The sequence below is a fragment of the Kitasatospora sp. NBC_00039 genome, assembly GCF_045160625.1.
Taxonomy (GTDB): Bacteria; Actinomycetota; Actinomycetes; order Streptomycetales; family Streptomycetaceae; genus Kitasatospora.
Genome location: NZ_CP108289.1, coordinates 623,667 through 644,487 on the forward strand (window position 1 = coordinate 623,667; position 20,821 = coordinate 644,487).

Genomic DNA, 20,821 nt, shown 5'->3' on the forward strand with positions numbered 1-20,821 from the left:
AGCACTCCTGGAGCAGGTGACGGGCGTGGCCGGCGGTCACACGCCGCTCGGGCCGGCGAGGCCACCGCCGTCGTCGTCGGGGCCGGCCCGAACGGGCTGGCCGCCGCCGTCCGGCTCGCCCGGGCCGGCGTCCGTGTCACCGTCCTGGAGGCCGCCGACGAGATCGGCGGCGGCGCCCGAAGCGGTGAGGCGATCCTCCCGGGACTCCTGCACGACCACTGCTCCGCCGTCCACCTGATCACCGTCGGCTCGGCCTTCCTGCGCGGCCTCGGCCTGCACCGCTACGGGCTCCGGTGGTGCCTGCCCAAGATCGACTGCGTCCACCCTCTCGACGACGGCACCGCCGGCGTCCTGCACCGCTCCGTCGACGAGACCGCGGCAGGGCTCGGCGCGGACGGTGCGCGCTGGCGCCGGCTGTTCGCGGCACCCGCCGCGGCCTACGACGAACTCGCCGAGGACATCATGCGCCCGCTGCTGCGCCTCCCCCGCCACCCGCTGCGCCTGGCCCGCTTCGGCGCCCCGGCCCTGCTGCCGGCCACGGTCCTGGCACGCGCGTTCACCGGTGACCAGGCCCGCGCGCTGTTCGGCGGTGTGGCGGCCCACGCCTACCAGCCCCTGGAACGTCCGCTCAGTTCCGGCGTCGGTCTCGGCATCCTGGCCGCCGGCCACCGGTACGGATGGGCCGTGGCCGCCGGAGGATCGCGCTCGATCAGCCGGGCGCTGGCCGCACTGCTCACCGACCTGGGCGGCACGATCGAAACGGGCCGGCGGATCCGCTCGGCCGCCGAGCTCCCGCCCGCGGACATCACGATGTTCGACCTCGCGCCGAGTGCCGTGGCGGGCATCCTCGGCGACCGCTTGCCGCCCCGCGTCGCCCGCGCCTACCGCCGGTTCCGGCACGGACCGGGCGCCTTCAAGGTCGACTTCGCCGTGGCCGGCGGCGTCCCGTGGACGGCCGAGCCGGCGCGGAGGGCCGGCATCGTCCACCTCGGCGGCACCTTCGAGGAGGTCGCCGCCACCGAACGGGAGATTACCGCCGGGCGCATGCCGCAGCGGCCGTTCGTCCTCGTCGGCCAGCAGTACCTGGCGGACCCGCAACGCTCCGTCGGCGACGTCCACCCCGTCTGGAGCTACGCGCACGTGCCGCACGGCTACACCGGTGACGCCACCGAGGCCGTCACTGCGCAGATCGAGCGCTTCGCCCCCGGGTTCCGGGAGCGCGTCATCGGCCGCTCCGTCCGCACCACCTCCGACTTCGCCGCCGACAACCCGAACTTCGTCGGCGGGGACATCATGACCGGGGCCAAGGACATCCCCCAGGTGCTGTTCGGCCCCCGCATCACCCTCCACCCCTACGACACCGGCGTCCCCGGCCACTACCTCTGCTCCGCCGCCACCCCGCCCGGCCCCGGGGTCCACGGCATGTGCGGCGCCAACGCCGCCGAGACCGCCCTGCACCGCCTCCGCCGGGCCGGCGGCCACCGCTGACGTCGTCACGGACGCGAGCCTGCGGCCACCGCTGAGGTCGCCACGGACGCGAGCCTTGCGGCCGGCGCCGGCGGCCGGGGCCCGGGCGGGCCAGCGGTCATCCGGCCGTCGTCAGGGGCCGTTCCGGTACCGGCGGGATGGTTCCTCCGTCCGCGGCCACGAATGACCGTTCGGTCACCCGCTGTCGTGATGCTCGCCCAGGAGGGCCGTCACCCGACCACCGCACACGCGCGCGGCCGACACGCACTCAAACGGCCGCAGGCGTGGCCGGTCCGAGGAGGCGGGGCCGGTCGGTGCACCCCTGCCGGCGTGCCCTCCCCCGCCGGACGGCTCCCGGGGCACGCCGTCAGGGGCAGCCGGGGCGGTAGGGAGCGCCGGGGGCCAGGCGGAGCCAGTCGCGCCTGGGGACGGGTGGGCGCAGGACCACGCAGGCCTCGCGGGCGGCCCTGGCCGGGTCGAGGCTCCAGAGCGGCGCCGAGCCGTTGTCGCCCGCGGCCAGGACGCGGCCGTCGGGCAGGAACGCGAGCCCGTTGAGCGGCTGGCCCGGGCCGGTGAGGGTGGCGGTCGGAGCCGCGGCGGTCAGCCCCCACCGGCGCAGCACGCCCTGACGGCCGACGTCCGCGACGGCGCCGCCGTCCGGTGCGAACGCGAGGGACCGGACGGTGTCGGAGCCCACGGTGCGGGCGTCGCCGCCGGGATCGGCGTCCGCGTGGGCCCCGCCGTCCGGCCGCTTGCCCGTGCGGGCGTCCCAGACCAGGACGACGCGGTCGTTCCCGGCCGTGGCCAGGCGTCGGCCGTCCGGGCTGACGGCCAGGTGGCGGATGTGGTCCAGATGCTTCATGGTGCTCGCCCGGGCATCCGCGGACGGGTCGGCGACCGTGAGCAGCCAGACCGCCTGCGACTCGCACACGAAGGCCAGTTCGGCGCCGTCCCCGAGGAACGCCAGCGCGTGCACGGGGCCGCCGGGGGTGTGCGGGCGGGCCCGCAGCGGTGAGCCGTCCGGGGCACCGGTGAGCAGCCGTCCGTTCTCCGTCCCCACCGCCAGCACCGTGCCGTCGGGGCTGAGCGCCACCGCCGTCGGCTCGGCGCCCACGTCGGTGACGGCCGACTGCACGCCGTCCCGGGCGCGGGCCAGCCGGACGGTGCCGCCCGCGAACGCGGCTGCCAGCGTGCGGCCGCCCCGGTCGAACGCCAGCCCGGTGACGGCCCGTCCGCTGGGCGGGGAGACCGCCACCGCACGCGGCGCGGCGCCCGCGACGTCCCAGAGTGCGATCCGCCCGTCGGCCGTGCCCACCGCCGCGCGGTCGCCGGCCGCGGCGACCGCCGTCACGCGGGGGCGGTCCGGGCCGGGGGCGAGGTCGGTGCCACGGCGCAGGTCCCAGATCAGGATGCTGCCGGGCGGGGAGCTGATGCCGGCCGAGGTGACGACCGTCCGGTTGTCGCCGCCGGCCGCGACGCCGAGAACGAAGGTCGGGTGACCGCGCAGCTCCGCCGTGACCCGGCCGGTGGGGAGATCCCAGACCCGGGTGGACTGGTCGGCGCCCGCCGAGAGCAGGGTGGACCCGTCCGGGGTGAGCGCCAGCGCGTTCACCGAGCCGAGGTGGGCGGGCGTCAGGTCGGTGACGGACCAGTCGGGGCCGGCGGGCGGGGCGGCGGACGCGCTCGCGGCCGGGGCTTCGGAGGCGGCTTCGGACGGGGCTTCGGACGAGTCGGCGGGCGGCGGCGTGGAGGGGTCGGCGGAGGGGCTGGTGGAAGAGCCGCCGGACGGCGCGGGACCGCCGGACGGCGGGCGCCAGAGCCGGATGCCGCCGTACTCGCTGCCGACCGCCAGCAGCCGGCCGTCCGCCGCGAAGGCCAGCGAACGGGGCGCGGTGGCCCGCCCGGCGAACACCGCCGGTGCCTCCTGGCCGCCTCCGACCGGCGGCGCGTCGAGGTCCCGTACCAGGACGACGCCCTCGGTCGACACCGAGGCCAGCAGGTGGCCGGGGCCGAAACCCAGCCCCTGGACGACCCCGGTGTGGACGGTCAGCGTCCGTACCGGAGGCGCCGCGCCGGCGTCCGTACGCCAGACCCAGACCCGGCCCGGCAGGTCGCCGTCGCTGCTGCCCGCGGCCAGCAACGCGCCGTCCCGGCTGAACGCGAGCCGCTTGGCCACCGAGGACCTCCCGGTGGTGCTCGGCGGCATCACCGGCGAGGGCAGCTCCTGCCGGTCGGCGACCCGCCAGAGCACGATCCGCCTGCTCGGCTCCCAAGTGATCGCGGCGGCGAGCAGCGAGCCGTCGGGGCTGAACTCCACGTCCTGCACCGGCTTGCCCAGGGTGTGGTCCTGCAACTCGGCCACCAGGGCCGTCGTGCGCGTGTCCCAGAGGGCCACCTGCCCCTGGGAGTCACCGGTGGCCACCAACCGCCCGTCGGGGCTGAGAGCGAGCGCGTTGACGCCCCAGGCGAACCCCGGGATCCGCCCCGTCAGGTACTGCGACTGCGTGCTCAGCACCGCGTCGTCGGCCGCCTGCTCCAGGCCCGTGACACCGGACCGTGCCGTCCGGCGGGCCTCGACCGCCGCCAGTATCGCCGCGTACGGGTCCTGGGCCGCGTTGCGCTGCGCCTCGGAGAGCAGGGCACGGGCGAGGTTGGTCCGGTTGGCCGTGGTCGCGCGGTCCCGCTGCTGCCAGGCGGACCCGGCCGCCAGCAGCGCCGACACCAGCAACAGGGCCAGCCCCGCCACCAGCCGGCGCAGCGTCCGCACCCGGCGCCGCTCGGCCGTCCGCTCGTGCTCCGCCCGCGCCGTCGCGGCCGCCAGGAAGTCCCGTTCCGCCCGGGTGAGCAGTTCCTCGCCGGCGGGCTCCGCGGCCCACTCCCGGGCCAGCTCCAGCCGGCTCCCCCGGTAGAGCAGCGCCGTCTCGCGGCCCGCCGCGGCCCAGTGCTCCGCGTCCTGGGCGAGCTGCTGGTGCAGGCGCAGGCCGGCCCGGCCCTCCTCGACCCAGCCGCGTAGGCGCGGCCAGGCGCGCAGCAGCGCCTCGTGGGAGAGCGTCACGCCGCTCGCGTCGACGGTGAGCAGCCGGTCGGCGGCGAAGGAGGCCAGCACGTGGCTCAGCACCCGGTCGTCCGGTGCGGGCGTGGGGGGTTGTGGCGCGGCCGGTTGATGCGTGGCCGGTGGCTGGGCGGCCGGCGGGCGCGAGGCCGGAGGGTACTGGGCCGGCACGCAGGCGTCGGACAGGGCGCCGGCCAGGGCCGCGCGCGTCACCCGGCGGCGCGAGGTCCGGCCGTCCGGCCCGAGGTGGACCAGCCGCAGCAGCACCCGGCGGGCGGTGGCCCGCGCCTCGTCGTCGTCCAGCCGTGCCCAGGCGCGCTCCGCCGTCGCCGCGACCGACCCGTGCAGCCCGCCGATGGCCCGGTAGCCGGCCAGTGTCAGCGAGCGGCCGGAGCGCTGCTGCCAGACCGCGCGCAGGGTGTGGGCGAGCAGCGGCAGCGCGCCCGGGTCGTAGGCGCCCGAGGTGCCGGCCCCCTCCAGCCCGAGGTCGGTCGACATCAGCTCCAGCAGACCGGGTTCGAGCTCCAGTCGGGCGGTGCGGGCCGGGCCGGTGATCGCCTCGGCCACCTCGGCAGCGCTCATCGGACCGAGCGCCAGCTGGCCGCGCCGGACGGCCTGCAGCAGGCCGTCGTGCGCCAGGCAGTGCCCGTAGAGGTCCGCCCGGACACCCAGGACCACCAGCCGGCCGCCCCCGGGGCCGGCCTCCCGGCAGAGGGCGTCCAGGAACGCCCGCCGCTCCTCGGGGTCGGTGCAGAGGGTGAACAGCTCCTCGGCCTGGTCGACGATCCACACCGCGTCCGGGCCGTCGGCGAGGCTCCCGAGGCGGTCGAGCGGACGGCCGGTCGGGGTGATGACGGCCGCCGGGGCGGGTCCCAGCCCGGCCAGGCCGCCGCGCCGCAGAGCAGGCATCAGGCCGGCCCGCAGCAGCGAGGACTTGCCGGCGCCGGACGGTCCGACGACCAGCACGGGCCCGCCGCGGTCCGCCAGCCGCTCGGCGAGCAGACCGAGCAGGGCGGCGCGGGCCCGGTCGCGGCCGTGGAACCAGCGTTCGTCCTCCGCCCGGAAGGAGGCGAGCCCCGGGTACGGGCACTGCCCGCGCGTCGCCAGCTCGACCAGCGAGCCGCCCGCCCGCAGCGCACGGTCGCACGCGCGGGCGAAATCGGCGGTCGCCGGCTTGTCTCCGTTCTCCACCTTGCTGATGTGGCTCTTGTCGTAGTGCACGCGACCGGCGAGCTCCGCCTGCGAGAGACCGGCCCCGCGGCGCAGCGTGCGCAGTACCGCCCCGAATCCCGCTCCGTCCGGCTCCGGCGCCCGTTCCGGTGTCGGCTCCGGGCCGGTCACGTCGCTCTCCGTGCTCACCGTCAGCCCCCGCTCTGTTCGGTCCCGATCGGTCAACGAGCCGGTGAGGCCCTGGTCACGCACTGTCGGGCAATCCCCTCGGAGGAGTGATTCCGGCAGGTCAGAGGGGTTGTCGAGATGTCCTGCCCAGCCGACAACAGGCAACAGGTGCGAGCATCGCCGTTCCCGGGCCAAGCTCTCACCGGGCAGCGGACCGCCGGCCGACACGCCGTCAGGTCCGGACGATCCGTCACCACCCGTGAACCGCAGCAGAGGAGAACCCGACGTGAAGCTCCGATCCCGCCCGACCTCCCGCGCCGCACTCCGCCCGACGTCGGCGGCTCGTACGTCAGCGGCTCGTACGACGGCCGGCCCGACGGCCGGCGGCACGTCCGCCTCTCCCGGCGGCACGTCCGCCGCGGCCGGTGGCACGTTCCGGCACGCGATCGGGGTGACCGCCGTCGCCGCCGCCGTGGTGGTCGCCGTGGGCGCGGCGGCCCTGCTGCCGGCGCCGCCCGCCGGGGCCGCCGGCGCCGGCCCGGACGCCTACACCGTGCGCGGCATCGACAGCTACCACGGCGACCACGGACCGGAGGAGAAGCAGGCTTTCGACTGGCCGGCGATCGCCCGCAGCGGCCAGTCCTTCGTGATGCTCAAGGCCACCCAGGGCACCGGCTTCACCGACGGCTGGTTCGCCCGGGACCTCGCCGGCGCGCGTTCGGTGGACCTCATCCGCACCGGCTACCACTACTTCACCGCCGACGAGGACGGCTCCGCCCAGGCCGACCACTTCCTCGACGTGCTGCACCACGAGGGCTTCACCGGCACCAAGCCGGGCGAGCTCCCGCCGGTGCTGGACCTCGAGCAGTGCGAGAAGGCGGGGCACCGGCTCCAGCTCGGCCAGGTGAAGGCCTTCCTCCAGCAGGTCCGGAAGGTCACCGGCGCCGCCCCGATCATCTACACCCGCAAGGGCTTCGTGGACGACTGCCTCGGCGGGACGAAGGAGCTGAGCCGCTACCCGGTCTGGCTCGCCCGCTACGGCGACACCCCGCCCCGGCCCCTGCCCGGCGCCACCGGGTGGGACTTCTGGCAGTACACCGACCACGCGTCCGTCCCCGGCACCCCCGGCAACGTCGACGCCAGCGTCTTCCACGCCGACCGGGCCGCCCTGCGCCACCTCGCCCACCTGGGCTGAGACCGCCCACGACTCCCCTCTCCGCCCCTTTCCCTCACCGCATGCCACAGGAGGCAGCACCCATGAAGAACATCCGCCGCTCGACCGTTACCGCCCTCGCCACCGCCGTCCTCGGCTCGCTCGTCCTCACCGGGCCCGCCGCCGCGCTGCCGACCGGCTCCCTTCCGGCCGCCGCCGCCGTCACCGACACGGCCGACGACGCAGCCGCCTCGGCCGATGCCGAGGCGGTCGGCGGCGAGGCCACCGATGCCGGGACCGACACCGACCTGCGGACCTCCGCGCCCAAGATCACCCGCGCCGAGGAGATCCGGCGGGCCAAGGTCTGGCTCACCGACAACGCGGGCAAGCCCGTGCCCTACAGCCAGAAGAAGAACTGGAAGGACGGCTACCGTCAGGACTGCTCCGGTTACGCCTCGATGGCCCTCAAGCTCCCCAAGTCGGGCCCGAACACGGTGTCGCTGAAGAACGACGGCTGGACCAAGCCCATCGCGATGTCCGAGCTGCGCCAGGGCGACCTCGTCATCAAGGCCAACAGCAGCGACTCCAACCACCGGCACGTCGTCATCTTCGACGGCTGGGTGGACGGCAAGCACAACTCCTACCGCTCCTACGAGCAGGCCGGCAAGGTGGGCACCCGCCACACCACGCACAGCTACGGCCTGAAGTCCGGTGACGGCTACCACGCCTACCGCCCGGTCAACCTGGCCGACTGACGCCCTGCGCCCCGTACCCCCGGCGGTGGCCGGTCTCCCCGGCCCCGCGGGGGTACGGGCGTGCGGTCGGCGCTGCTTCCGCCCCCGGCCACCAAGGCGACCGGGCCGACGCCCTCGCGGGTGCCGGTCCCTACGCCTCGTCGACCTCCAGGCCGTAGGCGACGACGGCCTGCCGCAGTCCGCCCGGGTAGCCGGCGAGGGCGGGCGTGAAGTCCCAGTCCCCGGCAGTGTCGCGGTCGAACCGGCCCAGACGCATCGCGGTGTTGGCCACCGCACCGTCGGCCAGGTGCGCCACGGCCGGGTCCTGGTCGGCGCCGGCTTCCAGGATCAGCGCCGGCCCGGCGAACCCCGCCATGGTCGCCGCGGGGTGGTTCTCGGTGTCGGCCGCGGCGACGATCACGAGCCGGTCCGCGGCGGCGGGCAGCGCCTCGAAGTCGACCATGAGGCAGGCGTTGGCGTCGCCGTAGCCGGTGACCAGCCGCACCGAACCATCGGGCGTCGAAGCGTTGTTGTAGAACACCAGGTGCTCGTCCGACAGGGCCCTGTTCCCCTGGCACACCAGCGCGGCGATGTCGTACTCCTCCTCACCGGTCCAGTGGAGGAGAAGCCGGGCGGGCTCGGCGGCGACCTCGATCCCGGGCAGGTCGGCCCCGCCGCCGGAACCGTCGGCCCCGTCGGCCCCGTGCTGGGCGGCCGCGAACACCTCGTGGAGGCCGTGGTGCTTGAGCAGGCCGACCAGCTCGGCGCCGTTGATCAGGGTGATCGGCTTGCCTGCGACGAACTGGTGCGAACTCGGGCCGAACCTGCTGGTCGTGACCAGCACGGCCTTCGTCGCGGCCTGATCGTGCTGCAGCGTGCCGTACAAGTCCCGCACGGCCGAGGGCGTCACAGTGTCCCGGTACCGCTTCACCTGCACGATCACGTTGCCGCCGCGGAAGGGGTCGGTGTCGACGCCGCGCACGTCCACCCCGCCGTCCCGCGACCGGGCCGTCAACTCGACCTTCATGCCCATCGCCTCCATCAACCGGGCGATGAGCTGCTCGAACTCCACCGGGTCCATCGCCAGCAGGAGCTGGAGCTCGCGAACCCGCTTCGCCATCCGGCCGCGATTCGCGGTGGTGTCGTCGCGGAGGTGGCGGAACAGCATGCGCTGCGCGCGACGCTCGTCGGTGTCAGGGCTGCTGAGGCGGTGGAGCTTCCGGCTCCGGGACATAGGCTGCTCCCTCGGACGTGTACGGGTCGACGGCAGGCGTCACCGTAGGGGACGTGCCTACGCTGCGTCAGCCACGTGTCACAAATGAGACTTTCGGGAGGCATCGCACGCCGACGGCCTTCGGGATCAGCCTGCCCACGCCGGAGAAGGAGAGGTACGTTTTCACCGCCGATTTCGACAGCGCCGACGACCGCCGGATCAGCCCCGCCGCCAGGGCGGCCCACCCCGGCGTCCGTCGCTGCCGCGGCCTCTCCCCCGCGACACTGCCGCCCGGCGATTTCCACTTGGGCCCGGCCCTTGCGACGATCCTCCGCATGACCTCGCTCCCCGTCGACCGGCCTGCCGGTGACAGCCCCTTCGCCGAGCTCGGCGAGCCGATCCTCGCCGTCACCGCCACGCGGCGGCAGTTGGTCGCCGTGGCCGGCGCCGACGAGTACGGCGGGGCCAGGACCGTCGGCGTCTTCGATGTCACCGACCGTGCCCGCCGCCGTCTGCTCCTGGAGACGCACTTCCCCGTGCAGGCGATGGCCTTCCATCCGACGCTGCCGATGCTCGCAATGGGGACGGGCGACTATGACGGCGGCTACCTCTTCGAGGGTGAGCTCCTTCTCCTGGACCTGGACTCCGGCGCCGTCCGATCGCTCATCGAGCACCACTTCGGCCGCCAGGTGCTGGGACTGGAGTGGTTGAACGACCGGGACCTTCGCGTCCTGATGGCACCGCCGGACGACTGGAAGGACGCCAAGGCCCACGTCGAGGGGCACGTCGCCGTGGTCAGCCGTGAGGACTGGGCCGCGGTCCGCGCCAGGTCGCTCACCGAGCGGCACCTGGCCGGCCCCCGGGTGCCGGCGCCCCGCCCCGACGGACGTGAGGCCGCCCGGCAGTTGGTCGCCCGGCTCACGTCGCCGCCGACCCGGCGGCACCACCCGACCGGGACGCGCACCCCTGGCGCCGGGCCGCGGGCCGCGCAGCACGGCTGACCGCGCAGGCCTGTCAGCCCCCGGTGCCGCGGTGGCCGGTCAGCCCTCGAGGCCCGCGGCGCGCAGGCGGCTGCGGACGGCGTCCCAGGCCGGGTCCGCGGGGGCCGGCGAGTTGAGGCCGACGCCGCGGTCCTTGAAGCCGCTGGAGGTGGAGACGCAGACCACCGGCCCGTCGATCGGTTCGTCCAGGGCTCGCAGGCCCGCCAGCCCGGCCGCGGCCGACAGCTCCACCCACAGGCCCTGGGCGGCGAGTTCGGCCTGGGCCTCGCGCAGCCGGCGGTCGTCGAGCAGCAGCGGCCGGCCGCCGCTGTCGCGCAGGGCCAGGACACCGCGGTAGCCGTTGACCGGACAGTCGATGCCGTACGCATCGGTGGCCCCGGCCTCGACCCGGGCGACGGGAAGCCGCTCGCGGACGGCGGCGGCGAGCGGCCCTCCCGTGGCCGGCTCGCAGCTGAACAGCCGCGGGGCGCGGTCGGTGAGGCCGAGACGGTGCAGTTCGGCGAAGCCCTTGCCGATGCCGAAGAGCAGTTCGCCGTAGCCGGTCGGGACGAAGACCGCGGCGGGCACGCCGAGGTCGGCGGCGATCTCGTACGCGACGGTCTTGTAGCCCTCCGGTCCGAAGGAGCTGCCGGTGTGGAAGGGGGTGAGGTTGCTGACCGGGAAGAGCCCGAACTCCGCCACGATGCGCTCGGTCAGCGGCCACCGCGCCTCGACGGGCACCGGCAGGACCACCGCCCCGTACGCGTTCAGGAAGGAGGCGGCGGCCGGCGGCACGTCGGGAGAGGCGAGAACGACGCAGCGCAGCCCGGCGCGGGCCGCATAGGCCGCGGCGGAGGCGCCGTGGTTACCGGAGGAGGCCACCACCACGCCGGGGGCGCCGGTGGCGAGCGCGGCGCTGACGGTGCAGCGGTTGAGCCGGTCCTTGTGGCTCCAGGTCGGGTTGCGCGACTCGTCCTTGACGTACACGCCGCCGCCGAGGCCGACCAGCGGCGTGCCGCCCTCGCCGAGCCCGGGAGCGGCCAGCGGCGGCAGCAGCGCCGCCCAGCGGTCGAGCCCGCGACCGGCGGGCCGCGCGGTGAGGAAGTCGGCGGGAACGCGCGCATAGTCGTAGTCGACCTCGACCGGGTAGGAGACGGTCCCGGTGCTGGTGCGCGGACAGCCGCGGGTCAGCGGGGGGAGCAGCGGATAGCGGATCTGCGGGTCGCCGAGGGAGCGCTGGCCCGAGGCCAGGGACGGTACCGTCGTCATGCCCGGAATCCTACGAGGCGGCCCCGACGGCGGACGGGCGGTATGCCTACCGGGGCGGCGATCTGACGGTCTTACGGGAATGCGACACCTGGTGACGTTAAGTCAGATTTGCTTCAGGGATTTCTGGTTCTGCTCAGGCGCGCAGCCAGGGACGCACGGCACGGACGCCTCCCCCAGCGGGGCCCTCCTGCCGGTCTGCGGGAGCGGGCGCACCTCCCGGACCGCGCCGGAGGCGGCAGAAGAGCCACCGGCAGCCCCTCGCCGGGCTGCCGGTGACGTACGGGGTGGAGCTCAGCACTGCGGGCGACGACCGTGGTTCGCCCCGCGCCTCGCCCGTGCCTTCTTCTTGCGACGACGCTTCGACGACATGGCCACTCCTCTCGCGACGGGAACACTGCTCCCGCTATCCACCGTCGCACACCGGGCCCGCGCAGGCCTGCGGAAGCCGGGCCGACCCACCCGGCCCCGGCCCCCGCGCCGGCTCCTGCTCCCGGCTGCGAACCGCCCGTCCGCCCGGCCGCCCGGTTGCGCGGCCGGGCGGACGCCCCGGATCGGGGCACGATCAGGGGCAGTGCTTCCAGGCGAGGTGGTAGATGGTGTTGATGCTGCCGTCGGTGGAGTCCATGGTCATGAAGCTGGTGGTCCTGGTCGGGTCCGACGTGCCGGCGCCGACCCGGAGCTCGGTGTTGATGTTGAAGTTGCGCAGCTCCCCGCAGGGCGCCCAGACCAGGGCTTCGACGTCGACCGTGTCGGTCGCCTGCCAGCTGCTGTCGAGCGCTCCGGCGAACTGGTGGCTGCGCGAGGTGGTCTGGGGCGAGCCCTGGAAGTAGTAGCTGGCGCGCTGGGTCCCGGTCGCCCCCTTCTCCAGGTGGGCGAAGCCGCGGTAGTCGGCGGAGGCGATCGCGTAGGTGAAGCCCTGAGGGACGTGGACGTTCAGGTTGAGCTGGCAGTTCTTACGGAAGTCGGTGGGCTTGGACCCGACGCCCACCTGCGCGATGTAGTCGCTGTAGGTGACCGTGAAGGCGGTGTTGTCCGGGGAGACGGCGACGGCCGCCGTGCCGGCCGGGCAGCCGGATCCGTTGACGGTGGCCACGTCGATGACGATCTTGTCCGGCGGAGGCGTCGTCCAGCCCGTGCCGGCGGCGACGCCGCCGAGCGGGATGACGAGCAGTGCCGCGGCTGCGCCGCCGACGGCCATGGTGCGTACGGTCACGGGCGTTTCCTTCCACTTGCCCGCCGTTTCCGGCCTCGCACCCCCACGTGCGGACCTCAGCGGGTTGTCGCGTCCATGTCATCACCTGTGACCCGTCACGTACAGGGAGTGCGGGAGGGCGCATCGCAACGCGCCGGGGCGGGCGCGCCCGCGACGTCCGGCGCCGGCTGTGCGCGGGCGCCGACCGTCCGGCGGGCCACGGTGCAGCGGGCCGCGAACCACCGGCTGCGGACCACGGCGGCCCATCGCGCATCCGCGACGGCCGACCGCCCCGGCGCATCCGGCCGGCGGCCCACGCCTCTCCCCCGGCGGGCCGGATCGGACGGTGGCGGCGATGATCGGAGGACGGCGGCCGACGCTCCCCCGGCAGGCCGATGCTCCCCCTCAGGGCGGGGCAGACGGGAGCGCGGCCCGGTCGGACGGGAGGACCGAATGAGCCACGACCAGACGCGCCCGCTGCGGCGCGCCACCCCCGAGGAGCGGGCGGCGGGCGGCCGGGCGGCGCGCCACCCGACGCCGCGTTCCGCCCACGGCGAGTACCGGCCGGGCCCGGACCGGCCCGATCCGCTGGCGATCCTGCAGGCCCAGTCGGCACTGCGGGTGCCGGAGCTGGTGCCGATCCGCTACGGGCGGATGAGCGAGTCCCCGTTCCGCTTCTACCGGGGTGCGGCCGCGCTGATGGCGTCCGATCTCGCGGGCACCCCCGACTCGGGCGTCCGGGTACAGCTGTGCGGCGACGCCCACATGCTGAACTTCCGGCTGCTCGCGTCACCGGAGCGGCGGCTGGTCTTCGACATCAACGACTTCGACGAGACACTGCCCGGCCCCTGGGAGTGGGACGTGAAGCGGCTGGCGTCGAGCCTGGTGATCGCGGGCCGGGCGAACGGGTTCGACGAGACGGAGCGCGCAGGCATCGTCGCCGCGACGGTCCGCTCGTACCGGGAGACGATGCGGCGGTTCGCGGGGATGCGCAACCTGGACGTCTGGTACGCGCAGCTGGACTCGCAGCGCCTGCGCGAGCTGGCGGTCGGCCGGGTGTCCAAACGGGCGCGCCAGGGCCTCGACGAAGCGATGTCGAAGGCGCGCACCCGCGACAGCCTGCAGGCCTTCGGCAAGCTCACCGAGATGGTGGACGGCCGGGTGCGGATCGCCGCCGATCCGCCCTTGCTCGTCCCGATCGCCGACCTCCTGCCGGATGTGGAACGGTCGGCCCTGATGACGCTGTTCCACGGCCTGGTCCAGCGTTACGCACGCACCCTCCCCTCCGACCGGCGGGCCCTGCTCAGCGGCTTCCGGCTGGTGGACGCGGCCCGCAAGGTCGTCGGTGTCGGCAGCGTCGGCACCCGGTGCTGGATCTTCCTGCTGCTCGGCCGGGACGGCGACGACCCGCTGTTCCTCCAGGCCAAGGAGGCCGGCGTCTCGGTGCTGGCCCCGTACGTCGGCGCGAGCCTCTACCACAACCAGGGCGAGCGGGTGGTCGCCGGCCAGCGTCTGATGCAGGCGACCAGCGACATCTTCCTCGGCTGGGAGCGCGTCGAGGGGATCGACGGCAGGACCCGGGACTTCTACATCCGCCAGCTCCGCGACTGGAAGGGCATCGTGGTCGCCGAGAAGATGGTGCCGCGCGGCATGCGGGCCTTCGGCGAGCTGTGCGGGGCCACGCTGGCCCGGGCCCACGCACGGTCCGGGGATCGCATCGCCATCGCCGCGTACCTCGGGAAGGGGGACGTGTTCGACCGGGCCCTGGTCCGGTTCGCGGAGGCGTACGCCGACCAGAACGAGCGGGACCACCGGGCCCTGGTCGACGCGATCGACGCGGGCCGCCTCCCGGCCGAGACCGGCTGAGACGGGCCGAGCCGACCACGCGGGGCGGTCGCGGGAGCCCGTCACCCCACCGGGCCGCCGTTCACGTCCACGACCCGGCCGCTCACGGCCCCGTGACGGGCGCCACCGGCGCGGCGGGTACGGCAGCGCGAGCGGCGCCCGATCCCGGCCGCGGTGCACACGACGTCAGTCCCGCATGGCCGGCGACTCCGTCTGACCAGCGATAATGACTCCGACATGCCCGGCGGGAAGATCATCGACGCGGCCTCCCGGCTGCTGTCACACGGTCTCGCCGGGCCCGGGCGGGGAGATCGGAACAGGGGCACAGCGTGCGGGGGCGGAACGCGGAGCGGGCCCGGATCGAGCAGTTGCTCGACGGCGCTCGTCAGGGGACGAGCAGCGCCCTGCTGCTGCACGGTGAGGCCGGGATCGGCAAGACCGCGCTGCTCGACCACGCCGCCGGGCGGGCGAACGGCGTGCGCGTGCTGCGCGTCGAGGGCATCGAGTCGGAGATGGAACTGGCCTTCGGGGGCCTCCACCAGCTGTTCCTGCCCGTGCTGGACCTCGTCGACGCCCTGCCGGCGCCCCAGGCCGCGGCCCTGCGGGCGGTCTTCGGGCTGACCGCCGACGGCGTGCGCGACCGCTTCACCGTCGGCCTCGCCGTCCTCACGCTGCTGTCGGACGCCGCGGCCGACGGCCCGCTGCTGTGCCTGGTCGACGACGCCCAGTGGATCGACCAGCCGTCGGTGGACATGCTGACCTTCGCCGCGCGCCGGCTCCGGGCGGAGGGCGTGGTGATGCTCTTCGCCGTGCGCGACGGGGCGCCCGGCGCCACCGTGAAGGGCCTGCCCCGGCTGCTCGTCGACGGGCTCGACCGCGCGACCGCCGCCGAGCTGGTGCCGGGCCTGCCGCCGTACGTCGCGGACCGGGTCATCGAGGAGGCCTGCGGCAACCCGCTGGCCCTGATCGAGCTGGCGGCCGCGCTCACCCCGGCCCAGCGCGCCGGACGGCTGGGCCCGCTGGCGCTCCCCGAGGCGGCCGCCGGGCCGCCGAGCCGGATCCGGGACGGCTTCCTGGAGCAGATCCGACGGCTTCCCGACGCCACCCAGGCGGTGCTGCTGGTGGCCGCCGCCGACGACACCGGGGATCTCACCCTGGTGCTGCGGGCCGCGGAACCGCTCGGCGGAGCTGTCGAGGACCTCGAACCCGCGGAACGCGCCGGGTTCGTGCTCCTGTCCGGGGCGGGGGTGCGCTTCCGGCATCCGCTGGTGCGCTACGCCGCCTACCAGGGCGCCCCGCTCGCCCGGCGCATCGCCGCGCACCGCGCGCTGGCGGAGGCGCTGAGCGCGGCCGGCCACGTGCACCGGCGGGCCTGGCACCTGGCCGCCGCGTCGACGGGCCCGGACGAACGGGTCGCCGAGGAGCTGGAACGGGTCGCCGAGTGGGCCGGGAGCCGGCAGGCGATGGCGTCCGCGTCCGCCGCCTACGAGCGTGCCGCCCAGCTCACCGCGGATCCACGGCGGCGTGCGCGCCGCCTGGTCCGGGCGGCGCAGAAGGCCGCCGACGCCGGGCAGGACGAGCGGTGCGCCGCCCTGGCCGACCAGGTGCCGCTGCCGCTGGAGGACCCGGGCGTGGCGGCGGAGTTCGCGCGCGCCCGGGCGGTGGTCGAGCTGGGCTATCGCAGGCCGGAGACCGCCGCCCGGATCCTGCTCGACAGCGCGGACCTGACCGGCGCCGGGCTCCCGGACACGACGGCGTCGCTGCTGGCCGACGCGGTCCACGCGGCCTTCTCCGCGGGGAACGCCACGCTGATGGCGGAGATCGCGTCCCGCGCCCCGGACCTGCCGGTACTGGCCGTGCCCGACCGGCTGTTCGGCGGTGACGTGCCCGGCGCGCTCTGCGCGCTGCGAGCGCTCGTGGAGAGCTGCCGGGAGCCGGCCACCGGCGTCATGGACCGGCTGATGACCGGGATCTACTGCCAGCTGACCGGCGACCACGCGGCCGCGCGGGAGGCCGCCGCCGGAGCCGTCGCCCACTGCCGCGAGCAGGGCATCAGCGGTTGGCTTCCCACCACGCTCCACCTGCTCGCCCAGACCGAACTGGCCCTCGGCAGCCATGACGAGGCGTCCGCGCACGCCACCGAGGGGCTCCAGCTGGCCGAGTACCACGACCTGGCCCACCGGGCCGCCCATCTGCGCACCACCCTGGCGATGCTGGCGGGCCTGCGGGGACAGGAGGAGCAGGCCCGCGCCCTGGCCGGCGAAGCCCTGGAGTACTCGCGACCACGCGGGGTGGGACGCGGTACGGCGGACGCCCTGTGGGCGCTGGGTCTGCTCCGGCTCGGCCTGGGCCGGGCGGAGGCCGCGCTGGAACCACTGGAGTCGGCGCGGCGCGAGGCGGCCCATCCGCTGCTCTCCCTGCCCCTGCTGCCGGACCTCGTCGAGGCGGCGGGACGCGCCGGCCGCCCGGAACGGGCGACGGAGCCGGCCCGGCTGCTCGGGGAATGGGCCACCGCGCTGGGGCAGCCCGCCCTCTCCGCCCTGGCCCGCCGCTGCCAGGCGCTGACCGGCCCCGACAGCACGGCCGAGGAGCACTTCACGGCGGCGCTGGCCTTGCACGAGGGCGGCAGCGCCTACGACCGGGCCCGCACCGCGTTGCTCTACGGGGAATGGCTGCGCCGGCTGCGGCGCCAGATCGACGCCCGGGACCAACTGCGCGTCGCCCTGGAGGCCTTCGAGCGGCTCGGCGCCGAGCCCTGGGCCGGCCGCGCCCGGGCGGAGCTGGGAGCCGCGGGCGGGGAGACGGGGCTGACCGCCCGCCGGGACGGGCCGATCAGCCTGCTCAGCCCGCAGGAACGCGAGGTCGTCCGGCTGGCGGCGTCCGGCGCGAGCAACCGGGAGATCGCCACGCAGCTGTTCCTGAGCCCCCGCACCGTCGGGCACCACCTCTACCGCGCGTTCCCCAAGCTGGGTGTCAGCTCCCGCACCGAACTCGCCACGCTGCTGGCCTCATGAGGCCGGTGCCGGCGCCGCCTCAGAGGCCTTTTGAGGCCTTTGAGGCCTCCGGCGCCGAGTAGATCATCCGGGTCTGGGCGGTCCGGTAGCCGGCCCGGGCGAAGGCGGCGGCCATCGGGGCGTTGCCGGTGTCCGTGGTGGCCGTGATCAGCTCGGCGCCGGCCTCCACCTGCACCCGGGTGATCTCGGCGAGCACGTCGTCGACGTACCCCTGTCCGCGCAGCTCGGGGACGACACCCAGGTAGCCGACGTTGCGGTTGTACGGCGTCGCCGAGGGGAGGGCCAGCCCGGCGACCTGCCCGTCGGGGGTGCGGGCGAGGCGCCACCACGAGCGCTCGCCCGGGCAGCCGAGGTAGAAGTCCACCTCCTCGCGGGCGGCGGCCTCGGCTCCCATGGACGCCACGTTCCGGCGTGTCTCGGCGTCGAGGCTGCCCTCCGCGATGCGCCGGAAGACGTCGAGGAACTCCTCGTCCGAACCCTCGGTGAAGGTGAGGCGCCCGCTGGAGGCCGGGAGCCCGGCGTCGGGGGTCCACTCCAGGCGCAGCCGTTCCACCTCGTTTGTGAGCCCGGCCGCCAGCGCGGCCTCGTGCCGCCAGGCCAGGGCGGCGACGACGTCCGGGAGCTCGCGCCAGCCGTTCGGCAGCGTCACGTTGTACAGCGGGGGCTTGGTCGCGCCCTGCTCGGCGAAGGCCCGCAGGCCCGCGGTGATCAGCCCGGCCGCGACGGCCGCGCGGTCGGCGACCGACGGGTCGACGTGCAGGCAGTCCAGCGCGATCGGGTGCTCGCTGGAGGCCTGGCCCCACCACAGGGCGCGGGCGACGATCCGGCCGCCGTCCTCGGCGATCCACGTCCACTCCGGCCGGTACATGCCCTCCTCGAGTTCTTCGAGGTAGCGGTCGGCGTCGATCCAGCTGACGGGTTCGTCGACCGTCACGGCGGTGACGCGGTCGAGGTCGGTCTCGTCGGTGGGGCGGAACAACATGTTCAGGCTCATTTCCGGTGCTTTTGCGTAGGTGGTGATGGTCGCGCCGGTGTTGAAGACGCGAGAGTCGGTCAGCGTGAACCCCACCGGGAGGAAGGGTGCGTGGAAGAGCGGGAGGCCGGAGCCGATGACGACCGGGTACCGCTTGACGATCAGTTCGTCGATCTCCTCCAGCAGCTGTCCGGCGAGGGCCGCCCCGCCGCACAGCCAGATGCCCGCCCCGTCCTGCCGCTTGAGGTCACGGACGAACGCGACCGGGTCTGCGGAGACGATCTCCACCTCGGGGTCGAGCCGGGCAAGGGTCCGGGAGAAGACGTACTGGGTGAGGTGCGGATAGGGGCTGGTGACGCCGACCGCGAGACCGGGCTCGTAGGTGCCGCGGCCCATCAGGACCGTGTCGAACCTCCGGTCGGCGGCCCCGTCGATGCCCAACGGCCCGCGGCCCTGGACCGGAACGGTCTCGGGGTACTCGGCCAGGAGTACGGCGGCGAGGTCGCCCTCGAAGGGGAAGAAGTCGATCTGCCCCTCCGGGCCGGCGATGAAGCCGTCGAGGCTGGTGCCGACGAAGTAGGTGAGACGGCGCACACGACCTGCTTTCGGTCAGAGGAGGCGGGGTGACGTCCTTGACGGTAGGCCCGGCGCCGACCGACAGGCATCAGTCGTCCCGACGTAATGTGACCGGTCGTCGGCCTGCCGGTCATGGGTCGGCGTGCTGGACGACCGGTGCGGCAGGCGACGGCGGCGGCAGGCGACGGCGGCGGCGGCAGGCGACGACGGCAGCCGGGCGGCCCGCCGGATCGCCCCCGACTCGGCCGCCTCGTGGGCGGGTCGGTCGCCGGGAAACGCCGCGGGGACGGGATAGCCTCGGGCTCCGGCCGGTGCGGCCCGCCCGTGCCGGAGTGCCGAACGCCGGAGGTCCTGCCGTGTCCCTGGTCCGCGTCCACAACTTCTCGGTCTCGCTCGACGGTTACGGGACCGGCGAGGGGCAGAGCCTGGAGGCACCCTTCGGCCACGCCGGTGACCACCTCCACCGCTGGTTCTTCCACACCAGGACGTTCCGCCGGATGCAAGGCCAGGAGGGCGGCGACACCGGTGTGGACGACGCGATGGCCCGGGCCTGGGGCGACGGCATCGGTGCCGAGATCATGGGGCGGAACAAGTTCGGCCCGCAGCGAGGCCCCTGGGAGAATCACGACTGGACCGGCTGGTGGGGGCCGGACCCGGTGTTCCACACCCCGGTCTTCGTGCTGACCCACCATCCGCGGCCCACGGTGGAGATGGCGGGCGGCACCACCTTCCACTTCGTCGACGCCACCCCGGAGGAGGCGCTCCGCCAGGCCCGGGCGGCCGCCGGCGGCCTGGACGTCCGGATCGGCGGCGGGCCCAGCACCGTCCGCGCCTTTCTGGCCGCCGACCTGGTCGACCACCTGCACGTCGTCGTGGTGCCGATCGTCCTCGGCCGCGGCGAACGGCTCTGGGAGGGACTCGAAGGGCTCGAAGAGCGGTTCCGCACCGAGTCGGTGACCAGCCCGAGCGGCGTGACGCACGTGACCTTCACCCGCGTCTGACCGGCGTGCCACCGAGTCACCGCGTGGAGCGGGCCCGAGCCGGGGTGCCGGCGCCGGGCGCCCGCCGGTGCACCGGATTGAGGTGAACTGCCCATCCCCGGAGCGGATTTCTGGCACGATCGGCGTAGTTCCACGAGGGGGTGGGGATGCGCACCAAGCACATCGGCCGGTCCGTGAGGGCGCTCGGTGCCTCGGTGGCGGTGGTGGCCCTGGCGGTCACCGGCTGTTCGTCGGGCGCCGCCGGGGGCGCCGCGGGAGCCGGTTCGTCGTCACCGACCGCGAGCGGGACCACCTCGCCGACGGCGTCGGCCGCCGCGGCCGGCACCACGGTGTCGGCGCCCGCACCGTCGCCGAGCGAGACCTGTTTCGACACCTCGATGGTCGGTGACACGACCGTCAGCGGCTATCTGGCCCGCCTTCCCGGCACCGCGCGCATCATCGATCCCGGGCTCTTCATGCGGTTGGACGGCCTCCACCTCGACACCCGCACGGACGAACGGCCCTGCCGTCCGGTGGCCGTCACCATCACTCGGTTCTCGGTGCGGCTCGCCCACACCGGCACGGTGCCGGGGTCGCAGTTCTCGTTCTCGTACACGCCCCTGGACTCGGTCGGGGTGGCGGTCGGTCCGGCCAACGGCGTCGCTGCGGGCAGCGTGCCCCCGGCGACCTCGCACTGCACCGGCGTGCTGTCCGTGGTGCACCTGGGCGAAGCCGTCCGGGAGGCGGAGCTCCCGGCGAAGTTCACCATGGTCACGCCGAACCCGCCGCCCACCGCGCCGTACGACCAGAACGTCACCGTGCCGGGCGACCGCATCGTGACCGCCGGGCTGGCGCTGCCCGCCGACGCCGCCTCCTGCTGATCCGCCCCGGGGCGGGGCCCGCTGGCCCGGCCCCGTCGACCCCGCCCCTCGGGCCCTGGTGCCGGGGCGGCCGCCGCGGCCTCGCCACCACGGACCGGCGGGCGCCCGACGACGCTCCCACCACGGGACCCGGACATGCGACCGCTGATGGCCG

13 protein-coding genes are annotated in these 20,821 nt (G+C 75.1%); 8 read left to right on the forward strand and 5 right to left on the reverse strand.

Annotation, left to right across the window (positions count from 1 at the left end):
* Positions 1 to 96 precede the first annotated feature (96 nt).
* Positions 97 to 1,488, forward strand: a complete 1,392-nt coding sequence (locus OG286_RS03155) for a phytoene desaturase family protein (RefSeq protein ID WP_405366033.1) — start codon at positions 97 to 99, stop codon at positions 1,486 to 1,488.
* A 346-nt stretch (positions 1,489 to 1,834) separates the two neighbouring features.
* On the opposite strand, the gene OG286_RS03160 is transcribed toward OG286_RS03155, so the two are convergent.
* Complete coding sequence (locus OG286_RS03160; protein ID WP_405363236.1) at positions 1,835 to 5,878, reverse strand: helix-turn-helix domain-containing protein; 4,044 nt, start codon at positions 5,876 to 5,878, stop codon at positions 1,835 to 1,837.
* A gap of 265 nt (positions 5,879 to 6,143) precedes the next feature.
* On the opposite strand from OG286_RS03160, the gene OG286_RS03165 reads away from it, so the two are divergent.
* Both OG286_RS03165 and OG286_RS03170 read left to right on the forward strand, forming a co-directional pair.
* Positions 6,144 to 7,052, forward strand: a complete 909-nt coding sequence (locus OG286_RS03165; RefSeq protein ID WP_405364709.1) for a glycoside hydrolase family 25 protein — start codon at positions 6,144 to 6,146, stop codon at positions 7,050 to 7,052.
* Between the two features lie 62 nt (positions 7,053 to 7,114).
* Entirely contained in the window at positions 7,115 to 7,765 is a 651-nt protein-coding gene (locus OG286_RS03170; RefSeq protein WP_396324961.1) for a hypothetical protein, read from the forward strand.
* A gap of 130 nt (positions 7,766 to 7,895) precedes the next feature.
* Here OG286_RS03170 and OG286_RS03175 read toward each other — a convergent pair whose 3' ends face one another.
* A complete protein-coding gene (locus OG286_RS03175) occupies positions 7,896 to 8,978 on the reverse strand; it encodes a restriction endonuclease (protein WP_396324960.1) in 1,083 nt (360 codons plus the stop codon).
* A gap of 314 nt (positions 8,979 to 9,292) precedes the next feature.
* Between OG286_RS03175 and OG286_RS03180 the strand changes: the two genes are divergently transcribed.
* A complete protein-coding gene (locus OG286_RS03180) occupies positions 9,293 to 9,958 on the forward strand; it encodes a hypothetical protein (RefSeq protein WP_405363231.1) in 666 nt (221 codons plus the stop codon).
* 39 nt (positions 9,959 to 9,997) lie between these two features.
* On the opposite strand, the gene OG286_RS03185 is transcribed toward OG286_RS03180, so the two are convergent.
* Positions 9,998 to 11,206 carry a pyridoxal-phosphate dependent enzyme gene (locus OG286_RS03185; RefSeq protein ID WP_396324958.1) on the reverse strand — a complete coding sequence of 403 codons (1,209 nt, stop codon included), beginning with the start codon at positions 11,204 to 11,206 and terminating at the stop codon, positions 9,998 to 10,000.
* Between the two features lie 562 nt (positions 11,207 to 11,768).
* Positions 11,769 to 12,404, reverse strand: a complete 636-nt coding sequence (locus OG286_RS03190) for a DUF4360 domain-containing protein (protein WP_396324980.1) — start codon at positions 12,402 to 12,404, stop codon at positions 11,769 to 11,771.
* Between the two features lie 447 nt (positions 12,405 to 12,851).
* Here OG286_RS03190 and OG286_RS03195 point away from each other — a divergent pair, with 447 nt between their 5' ends.
* On the forward strand, positions 12,852 to 14,264 hold the full coding sequence (locus OG286_RS03195; RefSeq protein ID WP_396324957.1) for a DUF2252 domain-containing protein: 1,413 nt from the start codon (positions 12,852 to 12,854) through the stop codon (positions 14,262 to 14,264).
* A gap of 308 nt (positions 14,265 to 14,572) precedes the next feature.
* Entirely contained in the window at positions 14,573 to 17,257 is a 2,685-nt protein-coding gene (locus tag OG286_RS03200) for an ATP-binding protein (RefSeq protein WP_396324956.1), read from the forward strand.
* A 19-nt stretch (positions 17,258 to 17,276) separates the two neighbouring features.
* Here OG286_RS03200 and OG286_RS03205 read toward each other — a convergent pair whose 3' ends face one another.
* On the reverse strand, positions 17,277 to 18,824 hold the full coding sequence (locus tag OG286_RS03205) for a dihydrofolate reductase family protein (RefSeq protein WP_396324955.1): 1,548 nt from the start codon (positions 18,822 to 18,824) through the stop codon (positions 17,277 to 17,279).
* 338 nt (positions 18,825 to 19,162) lie between these two features.
* On the opposite strand from OG286_RS03205, the gene OG286_RS03210 reads away from it, so the two are divergent.
* Entirely contained in the window at positions 19,163 to 19,807 is a 645-nt protein-coding gene (locus OG286_RS03210) for a dihydrofolate reductase family protein (RefSeq protein ID WP_396324954.1), read from the forward strand.
* 146 nt (positions 19,808 to 19,953) lie between these two features.
* A complete protein-coding gene (locus tag OG286_RS03215; protein WP_405363226.1) occupies positions 19,954 to 20,667 on the forward strand; it encodes a hypothetical protein in 714 nt (237 codons plus the stop codon).
* Positions 20,668 to 20,821: the final 154 nt, after the last annotated feature.